The organism is Pseudomonas protegens CHA0, assembly GCF_000397205.1.
In the GTDB taxonomy this organism is placed as follows: domain Bacteria; phylum Pseudomonadota; class Gammaproteobacteria; order Pseudomonadales; family Pseudomonadaceae; genus Aquipseudomonas; species Aquipseudomonas protegens.
In genome coordinates, this window is sequence record NC_021237.1 from 4,852,764 (window position 1) to 4,877,469 (window position 24,706).

A 24,706-nucleotide genomic window follows, 5' to 3' on the forward strand; every position below is an offset into this window, starting at 1 on the left:
GGCCCATGTTCGGCGCGACGCTGTGGTTGACCCTGGCCACCCTGACCGGGCTGGCCGCCGGCTTTGCCCGGGAATGGCTGCTGGTGGCGGCCTGGGGCGCCGGTGGCCAGAGCGATGGTTTCCTGGTGGCGATGTTCCTGCCCGAGGCCCTGCGCATGGCCCTGGCTGCGGGCCTGCTGAGCGCCGCCGCGCTGCCGCTGTACCAGCAGCGCTCGGCCGGGGAGCAACAGGCCTGGCTCAGTGCCCTGGCCCCCCGCCTATTGCTGTGTGGGCTGCTGCTGGCGCTGCTGCTGAGCCTCGGCGCGCCGCTATGGGTACGCCTGATCGGCCCCGGCCTGGGCAGCGACGGTTATGCCCTGGCCAGCGGCGGCCTGCACTGGCTAGCCTGGTGCGCGCCGGGGTTCATTCTCCACGGCCTGTTCTGCGTCCCTCTGCAGGCTCGCGCCCGCTTTGTCCTGGCGGGCCTGGGCTCGCTGCTGTTCAACCTGCCGCCAGTGATCTACCTGGCGAGCCTGCACCATGCCGCCACCCCCACCGGTCTGGCCGCGGCCTGTGTGCTCGGCAGCCTGCTGATGCCAACGGTGCTTTTGCCGAGCCTGCTGCGCGATGGCTGGCGGCCCTGGCGCATGCAGGACGCGCCCGGGGCCGGGCGCGAGTTGCTGCAACGCATCGGCCCGCTGCTGAGCAGCAACCTCGCCAGCCAGGGCCTGGCCCTGCTGGAGCGCATGGCGGCCTCATTGCTGGGTGAAGGGGCGGTTACCTGGATCAACCTGGCACGCAAGCTGATCAACCTGCCGCTGATCGCCCTGATGAGCCTCAACCAGGTGCTGCTCGGGCTGATGAGCGGCAGCTCCGGCGAGCAGCGCCTGGACCTGCTGCGCAAAGGCCTGAGCAGCGCCACCCTGCTGACCATTCCTGCGGTGGTCGGGCTGATTGGCGCCGCCGCCGCGCTGGTGCACCTGCTGCTGCCCAATCAAGCGGCGGACAGCCCCTTGCCGGAGCTCTTGGCCTGGTTCTCGGTACCGCTGATGTTCGGCGCCTGGAACGCCCTGCTGGCGCGCTACGCCTATGCCGCCGGCGACACCCGCATGCCGCTCAATTGCGAACTGGCCGGCAGCCTGCTCAATGCCCTGCTGCTGGCGGCGCTGCCGTATTTCCTCGGTTTGATCGGCATCGCCCTGGCGGCGATCTGCGGGGTGATCCTCACCGGCCTGCTGCTGATGCGCCGCCAGCAGTTGCTGGGGCTGGTGCCTTGGCGCAGTCATTGGCTGATCGGCCTGGGTGGCATGGCCCTGGCGGCGCTGTTCCTGCATCCGCTGACCTCGATCTGGTGGCAACTGGGCCTGAGCAGCGCCTGCGGCCTGCTGCTGTTGCTGATCCTCGCGGCCTGGCTGCGGCCCTGGCGCCAGAACCTGACCTGAACCGGAGGCTTGGACAATGTCGACACTGCGCGTGGCCTGTGTGATTCCCACCTACAACGGTTGCCAGGACCTGGCGCGGCTGCTGGATTCTCTGGAAATCCAGAGCGCGCCCTTCGATACCCTGATCGTCGACTCCAGCTCCAGCGACGGCACCTACGAGCTGGCGCTGGCACGCTGCGCCAATGTGCTGCGCATCGACAGCCGCGACTTCAACCACGGCGGCACCCGGCAACTGATGGTGGAGCGCAACGCCGATTACGACCTCTATGTGTTCATGACCCAGGATGCCTACCTGGAAGATGCCGAAGGTCTCGCCCGCATCGTCGCGCCCTTCGCCGACCCGCAAGTGGGAGCAGTATGCGGTCGCCAGTTGCCGCACCTCGATGCCAGCCCCCTGGCCAACCATGCGCGGTTGTTCAACTACCCGCCGACTTCCCAGGTGAAAAGCCTGGCCGATGTGCCGGCACTGGGGATCAAGACCGCCTTCATGTCCAACTCGTTTTCCGCCTACCGGCGCGAGGCGCTGATGCAGGTCGGCGGCTTTCCCAACCACGTGATCCTGTCCGAAGACATGTATGTGGGCGCGAAGATGCTGCTGGCCGGCTGGAAGGTTGCCTATGAAGGCAGCGCCTGCTGCCGCCACTCCCATAACTACAGCCTCAAGGAAGAGTTCCGCCGCTACTTCGACATTGGCGTATTCCATGCCCGGGAACCCTGGATCCGCCAAGCCTTCGGTGGCGCCGGTGGCGAAGGCCTGCGCTACGTCCAGTCCGAACTGCGCTTCCTCGGCCCCGGGCGCCTGGGGCAGTGGCCCGGGTCGCTGCTGCGCAACGCGGTGAAGCTCTTCGCCTACAAACTCAGCCAGCAGGAGCGCTACCTGCCCCTGGGCCTGAAAAGAAAGCTCGGCATGTACAAGCGCTATTGGGACAGCCCCTATGCCTGAACCGAGCCCCCAGGCCTAAAGTGAATTTTCTGACCGAAGAAAGAGAATCACCTGAATTGACCCTGCGGGGCCAATCAGTGACTGTGCATGTCAGGCACTGACGCCTCATACAAGGAAGTGCACCGTCATGAAAGACAAGGAGTTTTATCCGCAAGCGCGATCACCGCTCAAGCATCTGCAGGGCCAGCCCTGGGGGGCCACCCGCTCCCCCCGGGAGCTCGACCTGCCTCTTTCCTCGCAGCCGCTGCCGCGTCATTGTCGGCACCTGTCGTGGCTCAAGCGCCTGGCCAGGGCGGTACTGGCCGCTGCACTGCTGGCGGGCCTGGTGACCTGGGGTTTGCACAGCCGCTTCGGCCTGTTGCTGCTGTTGCTGCTGCGCTAAACCGCTCGGCGCGGGCCGGTGGCAGCCGGGCCCGCGCTGCCGGGGTCAATCCAGCACTTCACTCAGGGGAATGAAGTTGACCCGATCGCCCTGCACCAGGGTCCGCCCTTCAAGCACCTCCACCAGCCCTTCGGCCCAGGCCGCACTGCGCAACACGCCCGAGCTCTGGTTGCGGTAGATAATCGCCTGCCCGTTCTCCAGGCGCCCCCGCAGGTATTCGCGGCGATTGCCGGGCTGGGGCCAGGCAAAACCCGCCGGCACCTGGAAGCTCAGGGGCTGCACCTGCTGCACGCCCTGGCGACGCAACAGGTAGGGGCGCGCCAGCAGGGCGAAGGTCACCAGGGTCGATGCCGGATTACCGGGCAGGCCGATCACCGGCACGCCGCGAAAATGGCCGAAGGTCAACGGCTTGCCGGGCTTGATCGCCAGCTTCCACAGGGCCAGCTCGCCCTCTTCGCGCAGGGCGATGCCCAGGAAGTCCGCCTCTCCCACCGAGACACCACCGGTGGACAGGATCAGGTCGACCTCCCCCAGTTCCGCCAGGCGCTGGCGGGTCGCGGCCAGATCGTCAGGGAGGATTCCCGCATCCAGCACCTCACAGCCCAGGCGCTGCAACCAACTGCACAGCACCACCCGGTTACTGTTGTAGATCTGGCCCGGCCCCAGGGGCTGGCCAGGTTCCACCAGTTCGTCACCGGTGGACAGCACCGCCACCCGGACCCGGCGCACCACTTCAAGCTCGGCGCAGCCCAGGGAGGCAGCCAGGCCTTGCTCGATCGGCCCCAGGCGAGTGCCAGCCGCGAGCACCTGCTCGCCCACCGTAGTTTCCTGGCCCTGGGGGCGAATGTTCTGACCCAGTTGCAGAGGTTCGCTAAACAGCACGCGCTGATCGTCCTGGACCTGGGCGTTTTCCTGCATCTCGACGCAGTCCGCCCCGGCCGGCACCGGCGCACCGGTGAAAATCCGCGCGCAGGTCCCGGGCTGCAGTGGCTCTGGCGCCTGACCGGCAAAGATCCGCTGACTGACCGGCAGGGGTTCCCCCCGCCAGTCCTCCAGACGCAGGGCGTAACCGTCCATGGCGCTGTTGGGCCAGGGCGGCAGGTCCAGGCTGGAGATCAGCGCCTCCGCCAGCACCCGGCCCTGAGTCGCCGCCAACGGCAAGCGCTCACGCTCGAGGATGGGGGCCGAACCGGCCATCGCCAACAGGCGCTCCAATGCCTCTTCCACCGGCATCAGGGCGCCCTGCTTGCCCGGCTTACCCGCGGGATTCACAGGGTGCCGCCTGTTTCAGGTGAGGAACGAAATTGCACGGCCGGTGCCGCGAATCCAGCTGTTCGGCGAGGATGCCGTCCCAGCCGGTGCGCACCGCATTGGTGGAACCCGGCAGGCAGCACACCAGGGTGCCATTGGCCAGCCCTGCCAGTGCCCGGGATTGCACAGTGGAGGTGCCGATATCGGCGACCGATATCTGCCGGAACAGTTCGCCAAAGCCGTCGACCTGCTTGTCAAGCAGGCAGGCCACGGCTTCCGGGGTGCTGTCACGGCCAGTGAAGCCGGTACCGCCGGTGATCAGCACCACCTGCACCACGTCGTCGGCAATCCAGGTCGCGACCTGGGCGCGGATCTTGTACAGATCGTCCTTGAGCAGCACCCGTGCCGCCAGACGATGGCCGGCGGCGCCCAGGCGCTCGACAAAGACCTGCCCGGAGGTGTCGGTTTCCAGGGTGCGGGTATCACTGACAGTCAGTACCGCAATGTTCAGCGGCGCAAAAGGTACATCAGCCTTGGCTTTCATAGGCTCGATCCAAAGGTAGGAGAAACAGCTCGTTGTTATATCACAGCGCTCCGGCCTGCCGCCGCTGTGGCCTCGGCAATAGCCCCCAGTGGGTAGACGCTGTTGCGAACTCGGCTAATCTGCCGCGGCGAACGCCTGCGATCTGCCCGGCAACGTGGCAGAATGTCCCTGGCCAAGGAACTTGCAGACGTTGTATACGTCTGAAGACCAGCACTCAAAAGTACTCATTTCGGAGACACACAATGACTCAACGGACCCTCGCCACTCTCATGCTCGCACTGGGCCTGGCCACTCTCGCCGGTTGCGCCTCGCCGACAGTGATCACCTTGAATGACGGTCGCGAAATCCAGGCCGTCGATACCCCTAAATACGACAAGGATTCCGGTTTCTACGAGTTTGAACAGCTGGACGGCAAGCAGACTCGCATCAACAAGGATCAGGTCCGTACCGTCAAAGAGCTGTAAGCCTGACGGTTGTCGACCTGAAAACAATAAAACCCGCCTGGTGCGGGTTTTATTGTTTCTGCGCCTGGGGTATTCACCACTGCAGGCTGATGCGGCTCGCGAACTCGCGTTCCTGCCCGCTCAACGGGTCGATGAAACGCAGCCCCTGGGCCAGCAGCTTCAGCGGCCGGGCATAGTCGTCCTCGATGTCCTTGAGCACCTCGGGATAAAAGGGATCGTTGCAGATCGCCGCTCCCAGGGCATTCATATGCACCCGCAGTTGGTGCTTCTTGCCCGTGACCGGGTACAGGGCGTAACGCCACAGCTCGCCGTGTTTCTCCCTGACCTCGATGGCTGTTTCGGTATTGCTTGGCCCCTGCGCTTCTTGCATGCGGAAGAAGGGCTCACCGTCCACCAGCCGGCTCTTGTGCAGCAGCGGAAAGTTCAACTGCGGCAAGGCAGCGGCAATCGCCTCGTAGCGTTTTTCTATCTTGCGGGTGGGAAACAGCGCCTGATAGGCCGAGCGACTGTCTGGGTTCGCGGAGAACAGCACCAGCCCAGCCGTATGCCGGTCGATACGATGCAGGGGCACTAGGTGCGGGTTGCCCAGGCGCCGGATCAAGCGCCGCAGCAACGTCTGCTCGACGTACTCTCCTGCCGGGGTCACCGGCAAAAAGTGCGGCTTGTCCGCCACCACCAGATGCTCATCGGCGTAGAGGATGGTTTCCTCGACCGGAATCACCTTTTCATCCGGCACCTCGCGAAAGTAGTGAATCCTCAAGCCTTCGCGATAGGCCAGCTCCAGACTGATGGGCTGGCCCTGCCCGTCCAGCACCCGGCCACGGGCGATACGGTCCAGCCACTGCTCGCGGCTGATGGCCTTGAAGTGATCACACAGGCAATCCAGCACCGTCGCCCAGGAGCCCGGGGGCAGGTACAGGGTACTGGCCTGATGCTGTGCAGCGGAAAAAGGTGCGGATGACATACAAAAAGCTCGAAGGATCAATGCAGGGCGGCATTATCCAACAGCCGCCACAAGGAACCTAGGAACAGTTTCCGAGGTTTCAGGCGCAGGACTGCTTGGCCTGGGCCGCGGCCTCGGTGAACTCCTTGAGCCAGCGCAGTACATCCACCGCCTCCCAGCGGCCCGGATCGTAGAGGGCGTACAACAGCCCCTGGTAACCCACCACGTCCAGTTGCCGGTGGTAGCCCGCACGCTGGAACAAGGCTTCGATCTCGGCAAAGCAGGTGTTGAAGTGCAGCTTGTTGAAAGGCGTCTTGCCTTCGGTGACCAACCCGTCCAGGCGCAGCTCAAGCACCGCTTCACGCACCACATCGGTGGGCATGCTGTTCACGCTGTTTTTCAGTTGTTCGACATTGACCATCATCTATTCCTTTAACGGTTTGAAGCGTCCACCACACTCATCAGGGCTGCTTGCGCCCCACATAACTGACCACCCACAACACCACGCCCCAGATCTCGATCGAGCCCAGGTCATCCAGAACGATGGAGGGGATTGAAGGGCGCGCCGCCTTGAGCAGCAAGCCGCCACGAGGATCGGGCGCCAGCAGGCGCAGCGAGTATTCGCTGGCGCCCTGAGCCCGAACCACCAGGTACTGGTCGACCGCCGGAGTGGCCGAGCGGTCGACGATCAACCGGTCACCGGGGTAGATGCCGAACCCCAGCAGGTTGTCATCGTCCACCAGCAGGCCATGGATCTGCGGCGCGCCCAGGCCCAGGGTCCGGTCGAGGGAAAAACCGCTGCCGCTGGGACCATCGGCCAACGCGGCAGGCTCGCTGTCACCCAGCGGCGCAAAGCGGGCTGGCATCGGTTGCGAGCGTTCGGTACCGGTCAGGAAAGTGAGAGACATGGCGAGACTCCTCGATAGCTGTATATGCATACAGTAAACCAATCGAGAGCTCTCGCCAATGAATTCGCACGATGAGCGACGGGCGGAAACCCTGCCCGCCCCCCCCTGGTGCATCAGCGCAGGAAGGCCACCACTTGCTCGGCGTCGAAGGGCCAGCCCAGCTCGGCGCCGGTATCCACCCGGCGCAGTACCGGGATGCGCAGGCCGTAGCTGTCGAACAGTTGCTGGCTGTCGGCGATATCCACCAGTTCGACCATCAGGCCGTGCTCCACCAGGGGCATCAGCTCGGCCTCGGCCAGTTCGCACAGGTGGCATCCAAGGGTGCCGAACAATTGGCATTCAGGGGGCATGACTGGGCAACCAAAAAAGAACAGGTGCCTATTCTAGGCCCGAGAGAAAAAGCCGTCGACCAAGCGCCCTCAGAGAATGAAACGGACCCGGCGACTGACCATGATCAACAGCGGCGCAACGCCAAAGGCCAGCAGCAGGACCAGCCCGGCCATGCCGTTGCCATAGGGCATGCCCAGGGACAAGGCGCCGAAGATGAACCAGGGATGCACGTAATACACCGCCGAAGACAGCTTGGCCGCGAAGTTGCTGTGGGAGGCCCGGAAGTACACCTGGGGCAACAGGAACAGGGCCGGGGCAATAACCAGCAACGAGGCGAGGAAGTCGAAGTTCTGCTCTACATCGGCGCGCAGGGCGAAGTTCAGCGCCGCCTCGGCCAGGATCAGCCCCAACCCCAGCACCAGCCAGCAGCACACCCCGCGCCGGCTGAGCCGCTCTGCCAAGCGATGCCGGGCACAAAGAAAGCCGATGGCCATGAACGGGAAGCCCATGAACAGGAAATTGCGCGCGGTGTAGTCGTTCTGATTGAAGTGCTGGAGAAAGCCGTTGGGCAGTTCGTAGTAGACCCGCGCGTACTGCAGGCCCAGACCGATGAGGAACGCCGTCAGGGCCAGGCCGATCAGCGCACTTGAACGCCAGCGACGCAGCACCAGCAGCATCGCTGCGCCGCCGAGCATGCCCACCAGGTACCAGAGGTGGAAATAGCCGATCAGCAGCTTCTTCACGACCCCCAGCACCCCGCCCAGGCTGGCGATCGTGCTCGGGTCGATGTACTGCGGGCTGTAGACCAGCATCCAGAACAGGTAGAGCAGAAGGCCGCGCTTGAACCACTGGGCGAAGGAGTGGCCGCTCTCCAGGGTCTGGAAGAGGTAGTAGCCGTTGATGATGAAGAACGTCGGCACCGCCACCCGGAACAGGCCGTTGCACAGCAAGTAGCCGACCCAGGTGTAATTGCCCCCCAGCAGCTTGCAGTGCAGCGCCACCACCATCACCGCCAGCAGGACTTTCAGCGCGTCGAGGTTTGCGTTGAGCACTTTCGGCATCGATGGCTACCCGAGTAAGCAGGAAGGACCGGACGACTACACCGGATCGTAGTGTTTGCGACGGGGGGCGGTACTGAACCGGCGCTTGCAGTAGGCCGTGGCACGATCGAGGATCGGCTTTTCATAAAAGTGATAGCCAACCCAGCCATAGCAGACCACCGCCGTCATCATCAGCACGATGAAGGCCAGGTTATCCACATAGCTCTCGGGCCAGGCGCCAATCACCTGCCAGGCCCGGCCGACGACCCCCAGCACCAGTAAGTGGGATAGATAGATGGTGTAAGACATATCACCGGTGGCTGTAAGAAACCCTGGCATACGGATCAGTTGCCGCCGCTCCAGCAAGGCCAGGGACAGGGTCAGGGTACCGAAGGTCAGGCCCACCGCGAGCATCCTCGGCAAGCCCTCGGTGAAGAACAGCTGGTAGGCGTAGATCAGCGGAAACCCCACCAGCAGAGCCGCCGCCAGCGCGACCCAGACCAGCGCCGTCGGCACCCTGGCGCTATGGGGTCCGTAGAAGAACAGCGCCAGGGCACTGCCGGCAATGAACTCCAGGGCGTAGGGATGGAGGATGATCTTCAGCGCCGGGGAATAGTCCTGCCAGTTCTGCAGCAGGTTGAACAGCACCAGCGCCACCGCCCACAGCAGCAGGATCAGCGGCAGGCGCTTTTCCTTGAAGAACAGGAACAGGGTGAACATCAGGTAGAACCACAGCTCGAACAGCAGCGACCAGGCCACCATCACTAGCAGCACCCGGTCATTGGGCAGCAGCAGGAAGGACATCCACAGGTTGGAGCCGCCGTGGGAGCTGTTCACCAGCGCCGGCTGCCACAGATACACCCCCAGGGTGATGAAGAAATACAGCCAGTAGGTGGGGTAAATCCGGGACAGGCGGTTGAACAGGAAGCGCTGGGTCTCGACGGTTTTCTGAAAGCGCCCACGACTGACGATGACCATCACGAAGCCGCTGATGACAAAGAACAGGTCGACCCCGAGCTGGAAGAAATTCAGCATGACCGGCAGCAGGATGTCACCGCCCGAATACTTGATTTCCACCGACATCATGTGGAACAGCACCACGCCCAACACCGCGGCGCCCCGCAACCCTTGCAGTGAATACAGACGCTCCATACACCTCTCCGACACCTCACTGGCAGGGTCCTGTGGATAACCCCGTCACCCGGGCACCGCCTTTATCGACAATTTCTGAGCATAGCGAAGGCTCATGAATATGAGACATTCTCGACAAACAATGACCTGAATCAGCGTCACGCTCTGCGGCCCGGGTAATCCTCGCGCCTTTTTTTGCCTCTAGGCTTTGCCTTGCCCGCCCCCTGTCCGGAGATGCCCGTTGTTTGCCAATCTGCTGATCATTCTTGCCTCCTCGCTGGTGGTGATTGCGTTGTTCCGGCGCCTGAGCCTGCCCCCGGTGCTGGGCTATCTGTCGGTGGGCCTGATGGTCGGCCCCACCGCACTGGACTGGGTCAACGACAGTGAGGACCTGCCCGACCTGGCGGAACTGGGGGTGGTATTCCTGCTGTTCTCCCTGGGCCTGGAGTTCTCCTTGTCGAAGATGCTTGCCCTGCGCCACGTGGTGTTTGGCCTGGGCAGCCTGCAAGTGCTGTGCACCGGCTTGATCCTCGGGGTCCTCCTGGCCCTGTTCGGCATGCCCCTGACCGCAGCGCTGATGCTCGGTACCGGGCTGGCCCTGTCCTCCACCGCCATCGTCAGCAAGGAACTGACCAGCCTTGGCGAGATCTTCAGCAGCCACGGGCAGAACGCCATTGGCGTGCTGCTGTTCCAGGACGTGGTGGCGGTGCTGTTGCTGACCCTGGTGCCGGTCTTCGCCGGCAGCAGCGAGCACGCCTGGTACTGGGCCCTGCCGGCGACCCTGGGCAAGACCGTGGTGCTGTTCGTCGGCCTGCTGCTGGCCAGCCGCTGGCTGTTGCCGCGGCTGTTCCATGAAGTGGCCGCTTCGCACTCCGCCGAACTCTTTGTGCTGCTGGCCCTGGTGATCGTCCTGCTCACCGCCTGGCTCACCCACCTGCTGGGCCTGTCACCGGCCCTGGGGGCCTTCCTCGCCGGCATGCTGCTGGGGGAAAGCCATTACCGGCATCAGATCGAGGCCGACATCCGCCCGTTCCGCGACATTCTGCTGGGGCTGTTCTTCGTCAGCATCGGCATGCTCATCGACCTGCAACTGTTCATCGACCATGCCCTGCTGATCACCGGCCTGACCCTGGCCCTGCTGCTGATCAAGGGTTCGGTGGTGGCGACCCTGCTCAAGCTGCGCGGCAGCGATGGCGAAACCGCCTGGCGCAGCGGCCTGGCCCTGGCCCAGGGCGGTGAATTCTGCTTCGCCCTGATGGCGCAGATGCAGCTCAGCCAGATGATCCCGCCCGACATCAGCAGCCTGCTGCTGGCCGCCACCTTCTGCTCGATGCTGGTAACCCCGCTGTTGCTGCGAGCGGCGCCGGTCATCACCGCCCGCCTGCACCGCAAGCCCAACCAGGCCGCGCAACTGGAGGAAATCAGCGCGCAGAACGCCGAGCTGCAAGGCCATGTACTGATTTGCGGGTATGGCCGCGTCGGCCAGTCCATTGGCCGCTTCCTGCGCCACGAGCAACTGCGCTACATCGCCCTGGACGATGATCCGGTGCGGGTCCAGGAAGCGTCTGCGGGAGAAAGCTGCGTGCACTACGGCGACTGCCGGCGCGGCGACCTCCTGGCCGCAGTCGGCCTGGAACGGGCGCGGCTGCTGGTGATCGCAGTGGACAAGAGCGATATCGCGCTGACGGTGCTCAAGGCGGCGCGCCGCCTGGACCGCACGGTGCCGATCCTGGTGCGCACCCGCGATGACAGCCAGTTGGCGGAACTCAAGGCCGCCGGCGCCAACGAAGTGGTGCCCGAACTGCTGGAGTCGAGCCTGATGCTCGCCTCCCATGCCCTGATCATGCTCGGCCTGCCGGAGCAGCGAGTGCAGCGCACCGTGGATGAAGTGCGCCACAGCCGCTACCAACTGTTGCACGGCTTCTATCACGGCACCCAGAACAGCGCCCAGGACAACCGCGAACCGCCGGCGGTGCAGATGCACGCCGTCAGCCTCGACGCCGATGCCTACGCCTGCAACCGGCCATTGCAGGAGTTGGGCCTGGAGGCACTGGGCGTGGATATACGCGGGGTGCAACGCAATGGCAACGACCTGCCGCTGAACCCCAGCCCGCGCCTGCAAGCCGGCGACCGGGTGCTGGTGTCCGGCCCGCAGGCGGCCATCGAGGCTTGCGAAGCACGCCTGCAAGCCGGTTGAAGCCACCCAGACCAAACCCCGGGCGGCGAGCGCCCAGGGTCATCAATAGCAGGGGCGTCGTCTCAGTCCTGGCTCACCGCGCCGATCTTGTGCAGCGACAGGTCGGCGCCGTAGTACTCCTGTTCCTGGGTCAGGCGCAGCCCGCAGACCGCCTTGATCACCCCATACACGGCCAGGCCGCCCAGCAGCGCCACCGCCACCCCGAGGCCGGTGCCGATCAACTGGCTGACCAGGCTGACCCCACCCAGGCCGCCCAGGGCACTCTGGCCAAAGATCCCGCAGGCAATGCCGCCCCATACACCGCACAGGCCATGCAACGGCCAGACCCCGAGCACGTCGTCGATCTTCCATTGACTCTGCGCGGCGATGAAGCACCAGACGAACAGCGCTCCGGCAATGGCGCCGGTGATCAAGGCGCCCACCGGGTGCATCAGGTCCGAGCCGGCGCAGATCGCCACCAGCCCGGCCAGCGGGCCGTTATGCAGGAAGCCCGGGTCGTTGCGGCCGACGATCAGCGCCGCCACCGTACCGCCCACCATGGCCATCAGCGAGTTCACCGCCACCAGCCCGCTGACGCCCTGCAAGGTCTGGGCGCTCATGACGTTGAAGCCGAACCAGCCGACAATCAGGATCCACGACCCCAGGGCCAGGAACGGAATGCTCGACGGCGCGAACGCCACCAGCTTGCCGTCGCGGTAGCGGCCATTGCGCGGCCCCAGCAACAGCACCGCGGCCAGGGCCAGCCAGCCTCCCATGGCGTGCACCACCACCGAGCCGGCAAAGTCATGGAAGCCGGCACCAAAGCGCTGCTGCAACCAGGCCTGCACCCCGAAGTTGCCGTTCCACACCAGCCCTTCGAAAAACGGGTAGACAAAGGCCACGATCAGCACCGTGGCGCACAATTGCGGCACAAAACGCGCGCGCTCGGCGATGCCACCGGAGATAATCGCCGGGATCGCCGCGGCGAAGGTCAGCAGGAAGAAGAACTTCACCAGGCCGTAGCCGTGATCGGCACTGATCACCGCCGCCGGTTGCAGGAAGCTCACGCCGTAGGAGATCCAATAGCCTATAAAGAAATAGGCCAGGGTCGAGACGGCGAAGTCACTGAGGATCTTCGACAGCGCATTGACCTGGTTCTTCTGCCGGACGGTGCCGACTTCGAGGAAGGCAAAGCCGGCGTGCATGGCCAGGACCATGACCGCCCCGATCAGGATGAACAGGGTGTTGGAACCGTGGACCAGGGTGTCCACAGCGCTTTGCAGATTTTCCATGGAGTAGGCAGATCCGAAATCGGCCAGCCGTTCCCTGGCAGGGCGCCCCGCTCCTTGCACCAAGTTGGCTCCCGGGCGCGCCATTGCACGCATTCGGTGAACCGTTTTGGCGCGCCGGGGGCGGCACGACAAACCACGGGGTGAGGACTGACCTGAGGTTATGGTTTTCTTGGCCAGGGTTTACGCGGGCTACAGCGCGACCCTCGCTCGTTTTCGGCGCAGGCCCGGGGCCTGGCGCACCAGGACAAAGCAAAAGCTGTACCAGACAATTGCAGTGAACCTTCGCCCAGGGCTCACACTCATAGCTCACACAAGCAACTAACGGAGATGGAACCATGGCCAGCAAAACGGCAAAGACGGCTCAAGAAGTACTGATGGCGGATTTTCAGGCACTGGTCAGTGACACGGAGCGTCTGCTGGAACACACCGCGACCCTGGCCGGCGACCAGGCCGACGAGTTGCGCGAGCAGATCCACGACAGCCTGCTCAAGGCCCGGGAGACCCTGCAACTGACCGAAGACTCCCTGCGCCAGCGGGGCCAGGCAGCGGTCACCGCCGCCGAGGACTATGTGCAGAGCAACCCTTGGCAATCGGTGGGCATCGCTGCCGGCGTGGGCTTCCTGATCGGCCTCCTGGCGACGCGGCGCTGATATGGCTATCGGCGAATCCACTTCGTCCGGCAGCGGCCCGAGCGCGTCTTCGCGGCGCCTGGGGGCGGCAGTCCTGGGGCTGCTGCACAGCCATGTCGAGCTGTTCGGCATCGAGTTGCAGGAGCAGAAAGCACGCACCGTGAGCCTGCTGCTGTTCGCCGGGCTGGCCCTGGTGTTCGCCCTGCTGTTGCTGGTGGGGCTGTCGGCACTGGTGCTGATCCTGTTGTGGGACAGCTATCGCCTGGCTGGAATCATCGGCCTGTGCGTGTTCTACACCCTGGCGGCGATCTTCTGCGGATTGCGCCTCAAGGCAGCGATCTTCGATGAATCCTCACCTTTCCACGCCACCCTCGAAGAGTTGGCCAATGATCGGGAGCGCCTCCTGCCATGAAACTGCCTGAAGTCCCGCAGAACACTTCACGCCGGGAAATGCGCAAGGTACTGATCCGCCTGCGCATGGAAATGCACCGCCAGGAAATCCGCCACGAGTCCCAGCAACTGCTGCAACCCCTGCAACGGGTCCGCGGCCTGGGGCAGAGCTGGCAGGAAGGCTTGGGCATCAAGCACGCCCCGCTCTGGGGCGTGGCAGTGGTGACGCTCCTGGGCTTCATCACCGGCAAGGGTGCCAAGAGCGGCGGTGCCGGCGGCCTCACACGCCTGGTTCGCCTGGGCACCACGCTGGTGCCGCTGATCAAGCTGGTGATGCAAGGCTCCTCGCGCAAATCCTGAGCGGCGCTATCTGGCTGCATTCTTGCTAAGCAACCCGGATCGGCCCCTTTACCCAGGGGCCGGTTCGTGGCCGCCTCCCCGTCAGCCACGGCCCTACTCCACCCAGACTCTTGTAAGGAGGCCCTGTGATCGACGGGCAACCGCTCGCCTGCTTCCAGCCCTTCATCGACACCGCCACCGGGCGTATCGCCGGGGTCGAAGCCCTGGGCCGCCTGCGCCAGGACAATGGCCAACTGGCGTCCGTGGGGCCGCTGTTCGCCGATCCTCGAACCCCCTCCAGCGCCCTGCGCCGCCTTGACCGGCTGATCCGCGACGACGCCCTGCGGCGCCTGCACGAGGCACCCGCGGACTGGTTCCTGAGCCTGAACATTTCCCCCCGATGGATCAGCCGCCTGCGCCCCGGGCAGCCCTTGCCCAGCCTCAAGCAATTGCAGCAGAACCGCGTAGACCCGCGGCGCATCGTGTTCGAGATCACTGAACTGGGGGGCAACAGCCAACGCCTCAGCGAAGTGGTGGAGCGCTATCGCCAGGCCGGGGCACGGATCGCCATCGACGACTTCGGCGCCGGCTACTCGCAACTGGACCGGGTGCTGGCCCTGCAACCGGACATCCTCAAGCTCGACATGCGCCTGTTCCAGGCCGCGGCCCGGGGTGGCCCCAGCAGCGACGTGGTCAAGGCCCTGGCGCAGATGGCGGAGAAGACCGGCTGCTGGATCATCGCCGAAGGTGTGGAAACCGAAGCCGAACTGGATTTCGCCCTGGAGTGCGGCTCGCGCTATGTACAGGGCTTCCTGTTTGCCCAGGCCGAGCAACAGTTTTACCCCAGCGATGCCTTCGTCCAGCCCTTCGCCCGCCTGCGCGAGCGCTACGTGCGGCACAAGCTGGCCGAACGCAACCGGCTGATGCGCATGCGCCTGCAACTGGCCGAGCTGATGAACCTGCTGCAGGCCTGGGCCCAGGCCCAGGCGCCCATCAGCCAACTGCCCCGGGTCGAGGCCTTTCCCTGGCTGCTGCGTTTCTATCAGTGCGACCGCCATGGCACCCAACTGACCCCGAACCTGGAATGGCGCCACAACAGCTGGCAGGCCGACAGCAGCTACGTTGGCCACAACTGGTCCTGGCGCCCGTACTTCTATCACCTGCTGGCCGAAGGCTGGGAGGAGCGACGCCTGACCCTGTCCAACACCTACCGCGACGCCACCAGCAACCAGTATTGCCTGACCGCCGGGCAGTTTTTCGACAACGGCCAGCGCCTGCTGCTGATCGACATCGACGCGGCCGGCCTGTAACCCCGTCCCGTTTACCGGCGAACGCAGCGCCACGATGGATGCACGAACTGCGGGCCCTTTCGCCGGCAAGCCGGCTCCTACAGGTGGGCCGCAGGCCATGCCATTTCCGTGCAGGAGCTGGCTTGCCAGCGAAGGCGTCGACACAAGCGCAGACCATGCGCCTCTTGCGGCCACGCTCGAGAAACCGGAAGCTCTGCCCTTCAGTTTTTTTCGGAGAGACCCGCCTTGGATTGGCAGACCCTGCTCAACCGCGAACGCCTCGCAAAGCCAGTGCACAGCCCGGAAGAACTCGGCCGTAGCCCTTTTCACAAAGACCACGACCGCATCATCTTCTCCGGTGCCTTCCGCCGCCTGGGGCGCAAGACCCAGGTGCACCCGGTGTCCAGCAACGACCATATCCACACCCGCCTGACCCACTCCCTGGAAGTCAGCTGTGTAGGTCGTTCCCTGGGCATGCGCGTCGGCGAGACCCTGCGCAGCGCCCTGCCCAACTGGTGTGAACCCAGCGACCTGGGGATGGTGGTGCAATCGGCCTGCCTGGCCCACGACATCGGCAACCCGCCCTTCGGCCACTCCGGGGAAGACGCCATCCGCCACTGGTTCCAGCAAGCCGCCGGGCGGGGCTGGCTGGATGCGATGAGCGAGGCCGAACGCCAGGACTTCCTCAACTTCGAAGGCAACGCCCAGGGCTTCCGGGTGCTCACCCAGCTCGAATACCACCAGTTCGATGGCGGCACCCGGCTCACCTACGCCACCCTCGGCACCTACCTCAAGTACCCCTGGACCGCGCGCCATGCCGACTCCCTGGGCTACAAGAAGCACAAGTTCGGCTGCTACCAGAGCGAGCTGCCGCTGCTGGAACAGATCGCCCACAAGCTGGGCCTGCCCCAGCTGGAAGACCAGCGCTGGGCCCGGCACCCGCTGGTGTACCTGATGGAAGCGGCGGACGACATCTGCTATGCCCTGATCGACCTTGAGGACGGCCTGGAGATGGACCTGCTGGAGTACGCCGAAGTCGAGGCGCTGCTACTCGGCCTGGTGGGCGACGACCTGCCGGAAACCTATCGCCAGCTGGGCCCCAGCGATTCGCGCCGGCGACGCCTGGCGATCCTGCGGGGCAAGGCCATCGAGCACCTGACCAACGCCGCCGCCAGGGCCTTTGTCGAACAGCAGGACGCCCTGCTGGCCGGCACCCTGCACGGCGACCTGGTGGAGCACATGCATGGTCCGGCCAAACGTTGCGTACTCAATGCCAAGGATGTGGCGCGACGCAAGATCTTCCAGGACAAGCGCAAGACCCTGCACGAGATCGGCGCCTACACCACCCTGGAGATCCTGCTGAACTCCTTCTGCGGCGCGGCGCTGGAACAGCACGGCGGCAAGACCCCCTCGTTCAAGAACCGGCGGATCCTCGATCTGCTGGGCAATAACGCGCCGGACCCGAACTGGCCGTTGCATACCTCGTTCCTGCGCATGATCGATTTCATCGCCGGCATGACCGACAGCTATGCCAGTGAGATGGCCCGGGAAATGACCGGGCGCTCCAGCCCGCAATAACCGTCATTCATCAAGTGCCCGGCCACTGTGCCAGGCACTTGATATGACCTGCGACATCCAATCTGCAACTAAGGGAATCCCCTAGCCAGAGTATCGCTATATAGTTTTCTATACGTCGATAATTTCACCGGCGACACCACCAGAAACTATGGGTGCAGTGCAGAATTCTTACCACCAAGACATCTAAGGAGATCCCCTAGCAACAACAGCCCGATTAAACAAGAACAACAATAGAGCAACTACTCAAACAGAAAGAGCAAATAGCCGAAAACACTTGGTGCTCGCAAGTTGATATACGAACTGACGATTACAGAATTAAACATCCAGTTAGCCATTCAACCAAACATCCTACCTTTGAATAATTCACCCGAGCGCCACACCCCTTGCCAATCAGGGCTGACAAGCAAATTTCGTTAGCCTTCTATGTATTTACAATTTACGTACAAATAGCCTTTTGGGTTTCGGATAGTCTCGATTTCACAGGCTATTCCCCCCGCTGACCGCCCCCGGAAAAATTAATTTTGCACTGCGCTGTAACGTTTCCACTGCAACTCACTCAACCCTTTTGTCATACCTGAATTTGCACTAACCCATCCGGCACTTACTCAGGAACTGTCACTTCCGAGCACTTGAGCACTGAACCTCAGATATAGATATCGAAGGTATTTAGCGTTCACAGGGCAGAACTAAAAGCGACGCCACTAGTTGAGCCTCATACCCGGCTTTCCGAGTGTCTGTCACTTCGTCTTATTACAGTAAGGATGCCAAGTGCCCTATTCATTACGCACTGACCGCTCCCTTCTCCCCCACACCAGCACTTGGTGCCTGGGACTGCTGCTGGGCCTGACGTACCTGACGCCGGCCCTGGCCGATAACCTGCAACCGGGCCAGGAAGCCCTGCGCCTGCAGCAACAACAGCAACGGGACCTGCAACAACTGCAACTGGAACAGCGCCAGCGGCAGATGCAGCGCGGCAGTTTCAGCAGCACCCCGGCGGCCCCCAGCCAACCTGCGCAGACTGCCAGCGACGAGCGCTGCTGGCCCCTGAGCGGCACCCGCATCGGCGGCGTCAGCCTGTTCGACAAGGCCCGGCTCAATGACTACATCAAGCCGTATGTCGCGCCGTGCATGGGGGCCAACCAGATCAACCAGCTGCTGGCGGCCATCACTCGCCTCTATGTAGAGGCCGGCTACATCGCCAGCCGCCCTTACCTGGCCAGCACTCCGGCGGCCGGGCACAGCCTGGATATCCTGGTAGAGGAAGGCTACGTCGAAGCCATCGAACTGGCCGACCAGAGCCTGCCGGTGTCCCTGCGCGGTGCTTTCCCGGGCATGCTCGGCAAGCCCCTGTACCTGCGGGACCTGGAGCAGGGCCTGGATCAACTGAACCGCCTGCGCTCCCTGGACCTGACCGCCGACATCGCCCCCGGCAGCCAGCCCGGGGCCTCGCGGATCATCCTGCGCTCGCGCAGCAGCGCCGCACGCTGGGGCCTGGGCCTGGGGGTGGACAACCTGGGCAGCGCCGGCACCGGGCGTGACCGGCAGTCGATCAACCTCAACCTCGACAGCCCGTTGCAGATCAACGATGCGCTGAACCTGAACTACAGCGACACCCTCAACCACGGCCCGCGCTACAGCCGCAGCAGCAGCCTGTTCTACTCGGTGCCCTACGGCTACTGGACCTACAGCCTGTTCGCCAGCCATGCCGAATACCGCGCGCCGCTCAAGCTGCCCCGCACCACCTTGTACAACAGCGGGCGTACCGACATGGTCAGCGGCCGCGCCGACCGGGTGCTGTGGCGCGACCAGAGCCACCAGCTCAGCGCCAACCTGCAACTGGCCTACAAGGATGTGGACAGCTACCTGCAGAAGGCCCACCTGCAGATCCAGAGCCCGACCCTGACCGTGGCCGAAGCCGGGCTCAACCTGTTCTGGCTCGACAGCGCAGTGTGGAACCTGGATGTCAATTACGCCCAGGGCCTGACCTGGTTCGGCGCCGACCGCGACTCGCAGCAGGTACAGCGCAACCTGCCCCAGGCGCAGTTCCGCAAGTACCGCGCCGGCCTCAGCCAGTGGCGCAACGGCCAGCTGGGCACCCAGCGCTGGCAGTGGCAGAGCCAGCTCTCGGCGCAGTACAGCCCGGACCCGCTGCCGGCCATCGAACAACTGCTGGGCACCGACGATTCGGCGGTGCGCGGCTATCGCATCAACAGTGCTTCCGGCGCCATTGGCGCGGTATGGCGCAACACCCTGCGCCTGCCGCTCGACAACGACCTGCCGGTCAAGATCACCCCGCGCCTGGGCCTGGACAACGGCTGGATCAAGGCCGAGCACGGCGCCCGGAGCCGGCAGCTGAGCGGTGCCAGCTTGGGGCTCAACCTGAGCTGGAAAAAACTCCAGGTCGACCTGGACTACCAACGCAGCCTCAACACCCCAGAAGGTTTCCGAACGGAGCCGGAAGTCTGGCTGGCCAGGTTCAGCCTGCAGATTTGACCCGACCGCCGATTAGCCTGAATCAACCGACGAACCTGAGCATCACGCGCCGTTGCCCCCTTAGAAAGCAACGCCCGGCTCACCCACTCAGCACGAGGTTCTCATGCCTGACAACACTCATAGATTCAACCTTTCACCCCAGGGCACATTGCGCTGGACCATCGCCGGCCTGCTGCTGGTGTCCCATCTACCCCTGGCCCTGGCCGGCGGGATCACCGTGGTCGAAGGCCCCGGCGGCACCCCGCAACTGCAAAACCAGGGCGGCGTACCCATCGTCAACATCGTCGCGCCCAATGCCGGCGGCCTGTCCCACAACCAGTTCCTGGACTACAACGTCGGGCAACAAGGCGTGGTCTTGAACAACGCCCTGCAGGCCGGGCAATCGCAACTGGCCGGGCAACTGGCAGCCAACGCGCAGCTCCAGGGCCAGGCGGCCAGCGTGATCCTCAACGAAGTGATCAGCCGCAATGCCTCGCAACTCAATGGTGCCCAGGAGATCTTCGGCCGCGCCGCCGACTTCGTGCTGGCCAACCCCAATGGCATCTCGGTCAATGGCGGCAGCTTCATCAACACCCCCAATGCCAGCCTGGTGGTGGGCCGCCCGGAACTCCAGGACGGCAAGCTGCAAGGGCTCAACACCCAGGATGCCCACGGCCAGTTGGCTATCCAGGGCGGTGGCCTGCGCAACGCCGAGGGTTCGATCAATCTGATCGCCCCGCGCATCGACAGCCAGGGCGCCCTCAAGGCCCGGGACCAGTTGAATGTCACCGTCGGTCGCAACCAGCTGGACTACCCCAGCGGCCAGGTGCGTAACGTCGACCCGGCAAGCCGCACCCAGGAGCAGCGCATCGACGCCAGCCTGTTCGGTGCCATGCAGGCCGGGCGGATCAATATCGTCAGCACCGCCGAAGGTGCCGGGGTGCGTGTCGGCGCCGTCCAGGTGGACGGCCGCGACGGGGTCAAGCTGAGTTCCGCCGGTGACCTGGACATCCGTGGCCAGGCCGTGGACAACAGCCTCGACGCGATCCGTGCCGGGGTCAGCAGCCAGGGCGACATCGAGCTGCACGGAGCCAAGGACCTGACCCTGGCCGCCACCGATGTCAGTGGCCGCAACGTCAAGCTCGACGCCGGGCGCAACCTGACCCTGAGCAGCATCGAAAGCCGCAAGCTCCAGGAAAAACGCCAGCAATGGGAAAACAGCACCATCGGCATCACCTGGGAAACCTACGACAGTACCCACACCGACAGCGACAGCCGCCAGCACGGTAACAAGGTCGTCGCCCGGCAGGATGCCGAGCTGAATTCCGGCGCCAGCACCCAGATCCAGGGCAGCAGCGTCGAGGCCGGCAATCGCCTGAGCGCCCAAAGCGGCGGCGACCTGCGCCTGACCGCTGCCACCGAGACCCACACCCAGCGTGACCAGGGCCAGCATCGCAAGCACCTGTGGAAGGAAAACTGGGACAACGCCAGCAGCGAGCAGCGCACCGTCACCAGCCAGCTCAAGAGCGGCAAGCAGCTGGAACTGACCAGCCAGCAGACACTGCAACTGCAGGGCGCCGAGCTGCACAGCCAGGGCGACATCCTGCTGAGCGCCAAGGACGTCGACATCACCAGCGCCAGCCGCCAGCAGAGCCAGAGCAACCAGCGCTACTCCGGCGACCTGGTGGGCGGTGGCTTCTTCGGCAAGAACGCCGACGGCGACCAGGGCAAGACCCAGAACCAGGGCAGCAAGGTCAACGCCGACGGCAAGCTGATCGTGCGCGCCGACAGCGTACGTATCAGCGGCAGCCAGGCCCGCGGCGGTACCGAGGCCAGCGTCATCAGTGACAAGGGCGCGCTGACCATCGACGGCGTGCGGGACACGTCCCACAGCAACAACCACAGCAAGGACAGCAAGTTCTTCGGCATTGCCAAGGACGAGAGCCGCCAGCAGAACAAGGGCAGCACCACGGTCGGCAGCCAGTTGCGCTCGGACAGCAACCTCAAGTTGCAGAGCGCCGAGGACCTGACCGTCAGCGGCTCCCAGGTCGCCGCAGCAGGGGCACTGGACGCCAGCGCCAAGGGCACGATCAAGGTCGCGGCCGCCGAAGACACCCAGCACGACAGCAGCAGCACCCAGAAGCGCGGCTTCGACGCCTACGCCAAGGAAAATGCACCGGGCACCGGCCAATACCGGGCCGGGGTGCGCTACCAGGATCAGCAGCGCAACGACAGCAGCGACAGCACCCGGCAACAGGCCTCCAGCCTCACCGGCGGCACCCTGGCGGTCACTGCCGGCGAAGATCTCAAGGTGCAAGGCAGCGACCTTGCGGCCACGGCCGGCGATGCCAGCCTGAGCGGCAAGCATGTGCAGTTGCTGGCCGCGGACAACACAACCGAGAAGCACAGCGACAGCACCACCACCGGCGGCGGCTTCTATTACACCGGCGGCCTGGACCGGGCCGGCAACGGCGTGGAAGTGGCGCACAACAGCAGCCAGGACAGCAGCAGCAAGAGCACCGCGCAAACCAGCAACATCGGCGCCAGCGGCAACCTGACCATCAACGCCGGCAACCGCCTGACCACCGAAGGGGCCCAGGTCAAGGCTGGCGGTACCTTGCAGGTCAACGCCGGCGAGGTGGTGAACAAGGCCGCCCGCAACAGCGAAACCAGCCACCACCAGGACAACAACTGGGCAGTGGATGTCGGCGCCAACGTTGAATACAAGGGCATCACCCGGCCGATCGAGAAGGCCATCCAGGGCGTGGCCCAACGCAAGTTCCATCAACCGGGAGTACTCGATGCCCTGGAACAGCCCAACGTCGGGCTGGACGTGGACGTCAGCCACCAGAACCGCCAGCTGGACAGCAGCAGCGGCACCGCGGTGGTCAGCCAGTTGAGCGGTGGCCAGGTCGAGGTCAAGGTCAAAGGCCAACTGCAGGACCAGGGCACCCAGTACCGTGCCACTGATGGCGCGGTGAAAATCAGCGCCGACAGCCTGCTGGCCAGCGCCGCCAGCAACAGCACCAGCAGCAGCGAACAGGCCCTGGATGCCAAGGCCGGCGTGCGGGTCTACACCAATACCGGCGAGGACCTGAACATCCGCGGCAGCGGCGCCGGTGGCAGCAGTACCGTCACCAGCAGCAAGGACCAGGCCCAGGTCGGCAGCTACAACGCCAGCCAGGGCGTGGACATCCAGCTGGCCGGCGACGGGCGCTTCGAAGGCAGCCAGTTCAACGGCGGCCAGGGTGGCGTGACGCTCAAGAGCGGCGGTGAACTGGCGCTGAACCAGGCCCATGACCGCCAGAGCAGCAGCAACTCCAGCCTGCGTGGCGACGCCTCGCTGACCCTGGGCACCACCCCGGGCAGCAACGGCAGCAACCTCAACCTGGGTGCCGGTGTCCAGCTGGACCACAAGAGCCTGGAGCAGCAGGACAGCCAGGCGCGGGTTGCCAGCATCCAGGGCCAGGGCCCGGTGCAGCTCGACAGCGGCGCCAACCTGACGCTGCAAGGCACGCAGATCGGCAACGCGGCACGGCCTACCGGCGATATCCGCCTGGACGCTGGCGGCAAACTGGACCTGCAAGCCGCCGTGGACACCCACACCAGCCAGGGCAGCAACCTGGGTGGCGGGCTCACCGCCGGTGCCAGTAAAACCAGCAGCGAGCAAAGCAGCGGCAAGAGCGCCAACCTCAGCGCCAACTTCAACATTGGCCGGGTCTCTGAAAACGACCAGAGCCAGCGCGGCGCGCAACTCTACAGCCAGGGCCAGGTCCTGCTGGGCAGCGCCGCCACCGGCGACGACGCGATTCACTTGCAGGGCACCCGGATCGATGCCGGCAAGGTCGTCCTGGATGCGGCCCAGGGCGGCATCTTCCAGGAGTCGGCGCACTCTACCCAGGCCCATGACAACTGGGGCCTGACCCTGGGCGCCGGTGGCAGCATGGGCAAGACCACCCTGGCCGATGCCAGCGAGCACGACTCGCCGAAAATCGACCGCGGGATCAACGCCCGGGCCAAGATCGACGTCGACCAGCGCCAGAGCACCACCCAGCACAACAGCCTGATCAAGGCCGACCAGGTGGTCCTCAACAGCGCCGGCAACGTGCATCTGGCCGGGGCCAACATCGACGCGCAACGGGTCGACGGAGCCATCGGTGGCCGCCTCGACATCGAAAGCCGCCAGGACCGCCTGCGCAGCACCCAGGTCAATATCGACGCCAAGCTGGAAGTGGCGAAGAACCAGCCCGGGCTGGTGGACAAGCTGGCCAAGCCGGCCGGCCCGCTCAAGGACGACCTGAAGGCCAAGGCCGAGAAAGGCTTCGACAAGCACCGCGAGAAACTGGAGAACGCCGTCGACAAGGGCGTCGACAAACTCGGCTCGGCCAAGGACAGCGTGGTCGCCCAGGCCAACAACGCCAAGGAACGCCTGGGCGAGAAGCTCAGCCGCAGCGGCAGCTACGACGTCAACCCCGAGCCCCGTGGCGCCTTTGGCAACGGTGTGGACAAGGCCAAGAGCTACCTGGCCGACAAGGCCGACGCCGTGGGCAATGGCTTCTCCAGCCTCAAGGAACGTTTCTGGCCGAAAACCAGCGACAGCTACTCGGTCAGCGAGAAGAACACCACCGGCAGCAAGGTGGCCAACACCGCAGAAGGCGTACTGTTCGGCGACAAGAGCGGCAACACCTCCTACACCCCGACCTTGAACCTGGGCTTCAGCCATGCTGGCAAGGACAGTGTGGAGCAGGCCTCGGGCATCCGTGGCCAGCAAGGGGTGAATCTGCGGGTCAGCGGCGAAACCACGCTCACCGGTGCACGCATCGGTGCCAGCGAGGGCCGGGTCGACCTGGGGGGCTCCAAGGTCACCAGCAACGCCCTGGCCGGCTCGGACTACCGTGTCGACGCCGGGCTCAACCTGTCCAAGTCACCGGTCAACCTGGCCCTGGGCGCCGGTAGCGAGCTGACCCGCAAACAGGACGAGGCTACCAGCAAGGACCAGGTGTTCAACCTCGGCCCGCTGCGTGTCGGCGGCCACAGCAACAGCCAGCTGCTGCAAGCCGGTATCGATCAGAAAACGCCATGAGGTCATGGCCGCCCTCCTTCCTGGGAGGGCGGCCTGGGTGCCCCACCCTGTTGAACTTCCATTAGATGCCACCCGCCTGTAATCCCTCCCCTTATTCTGTG

The 24,706-nt window shown here is 64.7% G+C and carries 21 protein-coding genes; 12 read left to right on the forward strand and 9 right to left on the reverse strand.

The window, feature by feature from the left end; translation table 11 throughout:
• The first annotated feature begins 5 nt into the window (after window positions 1–5).
• From PFLCHA0_RS21405 to PFLCHA0_RS21415, 3 genes are all read left to right on the forward strand, one after another.
• On the forward strand, window positions 6–1,421 hold the full coding sequence (locus PFLCHA0_RS21405) for a lipid II flippase MurJ (RefSeq protein ID WP_015636511.1): 1,416 nt from the start codon (window positions 6–8) through the stop codon (window positions 1,419–1,421).
• A gap of 16 nt (window positions 1,422–1,437) precedes the next feature.
• Window positions 1,438–2,364, forward strand: coding sequence for a glycosyltransferase family 2 protein (locus tag PFLCHA0_RS21410; RefSeq protein WP_015636512.1), 927 nt, complete (start codon window positions 1,438–1,440; stop codon window positions 2,362–2,364).
• A 127-nt stretch (window positions 2,365–2,491) separates the two neighbouring features.
• The gene (locus PFLCHA0_RS21415; RefSeq protein WP_011062495.1) at window positions 2,492–2,746 is read left to right on the forward strand and encodes a hypothetical protein; all 255 of its coding nucleotides are present in this window, start codon (window positions 2,492–2,494) and stop codon (window positions 2,744–2,746) included.
• 45 nt (window positions 2,747–2,791) lie between these two features.
• On the opposite strand, the gene PFLCHA0_RS21420 is transcribed toward PFLCHA0_RS21415, so the two are convergent.
• Window positions 2,792–3,979, reverse strand: coding sequence for a molybdopterin molybdotransferase MoeA (locus tag PFLCHA0_RS21420; protein ID WP_015636513.1), 1,188 nt, complete (start codon window positions 3,977–3,979; stop codon window positions 2,792–2,794).
• Between the two features lie 22 nt (window positions 3,980–4,001).
• Window positions 4,002–4,541, reverse strand: coding sequence for a molybdenum cofactor biosynthesis protein B (moaB, locus tag PFLCHA0_RS21425; RefSeq protein ID WP_015636514.1), 540 nt, complete (start codon window positions 4,539–4,541; stop codon window positions 4,002–4,004).
• A 242-nt stretch (window positions 4,542–4,783) separates the two neighbouring features.
• Between moaB and PFLCHA0_RS21430 the strand changes: the two genes are divergently transcribed.
• Window positions 4,784–5,005 (forward strand): YgdI/YgdR family lipoprotein, encoded by a 222-nt coding sequence (locus tag PFLCHA0_RS21430; RefSeq protein WP_015636515.1) that lies wholly within the window; start codon window positions 4,784–4,786, stop codon window positions 5,003–5,005.
• Window positions 5,006–5,078: 73 nt separating this feature from the next.
• On the opposite strand, the gene PFLCHA0_RS21435 is transcribed toward PFLCHA0_RS21430, so the two are convergent.
• The 6 genes from PFLCHA0_RS21435 to PFLCHA0_RS21460 all read right to left on the reverse strand — a co-directional run bounded on the left by PFLCHA0_RS21435 (window position 5,079) and on the right by PFLCHA0_RS21460 (window position 9,378).
• Window positions 5,079–5,969 (reverse strand): pseudouridine synthase, encoded by an 891-nt coding sequence (locus PFLCHA0_RS21435; protein WP_015636516.1) that lies wholly within the window; start codon window positions 5,967–5,969, stop codon window positions 5,079–5,081.
• Between the two features lie 79 nt (window positions 5,970–6,048).
• Window positions 6,049–6,369 (reverse strand): hypothetical protein, encoded by a 321-nt coding sequence (locus PFLCHA0_RS21440; RefSeq protein ID WP_011062499.1) that lies wholly within the window; start codon window positions 6,367–6,369, stop codon window positions 6,049–6,051.
• 40 nt (window positions 6,370–6,409) lie between these two features.
• Entirely contained in the window at window positions 6,410–6,856 is a 447-nt protein-coding gene (locus tag PFLCHA0_RS21445) for a S24 family peptidase (RefSeq protein ID WP_011062500.1), read from the reverse strand.
• 113 nt (window positions 6,857–6,969) lie between these two features.
• Entirely contained in the window at window positions 6,970–7,206 is a 237-nt protein-coding gene (locus tag PFLCHA0_RS21450) for a glutaredoxin family protein (RefSeq protein ID WP_011062501.1), read from the reverse strand.
• A 69-nt stretch (window positions 7,207–7,275) separates the two neighbouring features.
• Window positions 7,276–8,247 carry an acyltransferase family protein gene (locus tag PFLCHA0_RS21455; protein ID WP_015636518.1) on the reverse strand — a complete coding sequence of 324 codons (972 nt, stop codon included), beginning with the start codon at window positions 8,245–8,247 and terminating at the stop codon, window positions 7,276–7,278.
• Between the two features lie 36 nt (window positions 8,248–8,283).
• Window positions 8,284–9,378, reverse strand: coding sequence for an acyltransferase family protein (locus tag PFLCHA0_RS21460; protein WP_015636519.1), 1,095 nt, complete (start codon window positions 9,376–9,378; stop codon window positions 8,284–8,286).
• A gap of 220 nt (window positions 9,379–9,598) precedes the next feature.
• Here PFLCHA0_RS21460 and PFLCHA0_RS21465 point away from each other — a divergent pair, with 220 nt between their 5' ends.
• A complete protein-coding gene (locus PFLCHA0_RS21465) occupies window positions 9,599–11,554 on the forward strand; it encodes a monovalent cation:proton antiporter family protein (RefSeq protein WP_015636520.1) in 1,956 nt (651 codons plus the stop codon).
• 62 nt (window positions 11,555–11,616) lie between these two features.
• On the opposite strand, the gene PFLCHA0_RS21470 is transcribed toward PFLCHA0_RS21465, so the two are convergent.
• On the reverse strand, window positions 11,617–12,825 hold the full coding sequence (locus tag PFLCHA0_RS21470; protein ID WP_011062505.1) for an ammonium transporter: 1,209 nt from the start codon (window positions 12,823–12,825) through the stop codon (window positions 11,617–11,619).
• 335 nt (window positions 12,826–13,160) lie between these two features.
• Between PFLCHA0_RS21470 and PFLCHA0_RS21475 the strand changes: the two genes are divergently transcribed.
• From PFLCHA0_RS21475 to PFLCHA0_RS21505, 7 genes are all read left to right on the forward strand, one after another.
• Entirely contained in the window at window positions 13,161–13,475 is a 315-nt protein-coding gene (locus PFLCHA0_RS21475; RefSeq protein ID WP_011062506.1) for an ElaB/YgaM/YqjD family protein, read from the forward strand.
• Window position 13,476: 1 nt separating this feature from the next.
• Window positions 13,477–13,866 carry a phage holin family protein gene (locus tag PFLCHA0_RS21480; protein ID WP_011062507.1) on the forward strand — a complete coding sequence of 130 codons (390 nt, stop codon included), beginning with the start codon at window positions 13,477–13,479 and terminating at the stop codon, window positions 13,864–13,866.
• A complete protein-coding gene (locus PFLCHA0_RS21485) occupies window positions 13,863–14,204 on the forward strand; it encodes a hypothetical protein (RefSeq protein WP_011062508.1) in 342 nt (113 codons plus the stop codon). Before PFLCHA0_RS21480 ends, PFLCHA0_RS21485 begins: the two co-directional genes overlap by 4 nt.
• Window positions 14,205–14,329: 125 nt before the next feature.
• A complete protein-coding gene (locus tag PFLCHA0_RS21490; protein WP_011062509.1) occupies window positions 14,330–15,493 on the forward strand; it encodes an EAL domain-containing protein in 1,164 nt (387 codons plus the stop codon).
• 225 nt (window positions 15,494–15,718) lie between these two features.
• Window positions 15,719–17,050, forward strand: a complete 1,332-nt coding sequence (locus PFLCHA0_RS21495) for a deoxyguanosinetriphosphate triphosphohydrolase (protein WP_015636522.1) — start codon at window positions 15,719–15,721, stop codon at window positions 17,048–17,050.
• A gap of 768 nt (window positions 17,051–17,818) precedes the next feature.
• Window positions 17,819–19,543, forward strand: coding sequence for a ShlB/FhaC/HecB family hemolysin secretion/activation protein (locus PFLCHA0_RS21500; RefSeq protein WP_011062511.1), 1,725 nt, complete (start codon window positions 17,819–17,821; stop codon window positions 19,541–19,543).
• 103 nt (window positions 19,544–19,646) lie between these two features.
• Window positions 19,647–24,605 carry a hemagglutinin repeat-containing protein gene (locus PFLCHA0_RS21505; RefSeq protein WP_015636523.1) on the forward strand — a complete coding sequence of 1,653 codons (4,959 nt, stop codon included), beginning with the start codon at window positions 19,647–19,649 and terminating at the stop codon, window positions 24,603–24,605.
• Window positions 24,606–24,706: the final 101 nt, after the last annotated feature.

Bases quoted from the DNA above. Each gene is read 5' to 3' on its own strand.
- PFLCHA0_RS21485 (WP_011062508.1), top strand. From the start codon at position 13,863: ATGAAACTGCCTGAAGTCCCGCAGAACACTTCACGCCGGGAAATGCGC.
- moaB (WP_015636514.1), bottom strand. From the start codon at position 4,541: ATGAAAGCCAAGGCTGATGTACCTTTTGCGCCGCTGAACATTGCGGTA.
- PFLCHA0_RS21475 (WP_011062506.1), top strand. From the start codon at position 13,161: ATGGCCAGCAAAACGGCAAAGACGGCTCAAGAAGTACTGATGGCGGAT.
- PFLCHA0_RS21455 (WP_015636518.1), bottom strand. From the start codon at position 8,247: ATGCCGAAAGTGCTCAACGCAAACCTCGACGCGCTGAAAGTCCTGCTG.
- PFLCHA0_RS21450 (WP_011062501.1), bottom strand. From the start codon at position 7,206: ATGCCCCCTGAATGCCAATTGTTCGGCACCCTTGGATGCCACCTGTGC.
- PFLCHA0_RS21470 (WP_011062505.1), bottom strand. From the start codon at position 12,825: ATGGAAAATCTGCAAAGCGCTGTGGACACCCTGGTCCACGGTTCCAAC.
- PFLCHA0_RS21460 (WP_015636519.1), bottom strand. From the start codon at position 9,378: ATGGAGCGTCTGTATTCACTGCAAGGGTTGCGGGGCGCCGCGGTGTTG.
- PFLCHA0_RS21440 (WP_011062499.1), bottom strand. From the start codon at position 6,369: ATGGTCAATGTCGAACAACTGAAAAACAGCGTGAACAGCATGCCCACC.
- PFLCHA0_RS21430 (WP_015636515.1), top strand. From the start codon at position 4,784: ATGACTCAACGGACCCTCGCCACTCTCATGCTCGCACTGGGCCTGGCC.
- PFLCHA0_RS21410 (WP_015636512.1), top strand. From the start codon at position 1,438: ATGTCGACACTGCGCGTGGCCTGTGTGATTCCCACCTACAACGGTTGC.
- PFLCHA0_RS21420 (WP_015636513.1), bottom strand. From the start codon at position 3,979: ATGCCGGTGGAAGAGGCATTGGAGCGCCTGTTGGCGATGGCCGGTTCG.
- PFLCHA0_RS21405 (WP_015636511.1), top strand. From the start codon at position 6: ATGTTCGGCGCGACGCTGTGGTTGACCCTGGCCACCCTGACCGGGCTG.
- PFLCHA0_RS21415 (WP_011062495.1), top strand. From the start codon at position 2,492: ATGAAAGACAAGGAGTTTTATCCGCAAGCGCGATCACCGCTCAAGCAT.
- PFLCHA0_RS21445 (WP_011062500.1), bottom strand. From the start codon at position 6,856: ATGTCTCTCACTTTCCTGACCGGTACCGAACGCTCGCAACCGATGCCA.
- PFLCHA0_RS21435 (WP_015636516.1), bottom strand. From the start codon at position 5,969: ATGTCATCCGCACCTTTTTCCGCTGCACAGCATCAGGCCAGTACCCTG.
- PFLCHA0_RS21505 (WP_015636523.1), top strand. From the start codon at position 19,647: ATGCCTGACAACACTCATAGATTCAACCTTTCACCCCAGGGCACATTG.
- PFLCHA0_RS21480 (WP_011062507.1), top strand. From the start codon at position 13,477: ATGGCTATCGGCGAATCCACTTCGTCCGGCAGCGGCCCGAGCGCGTCT.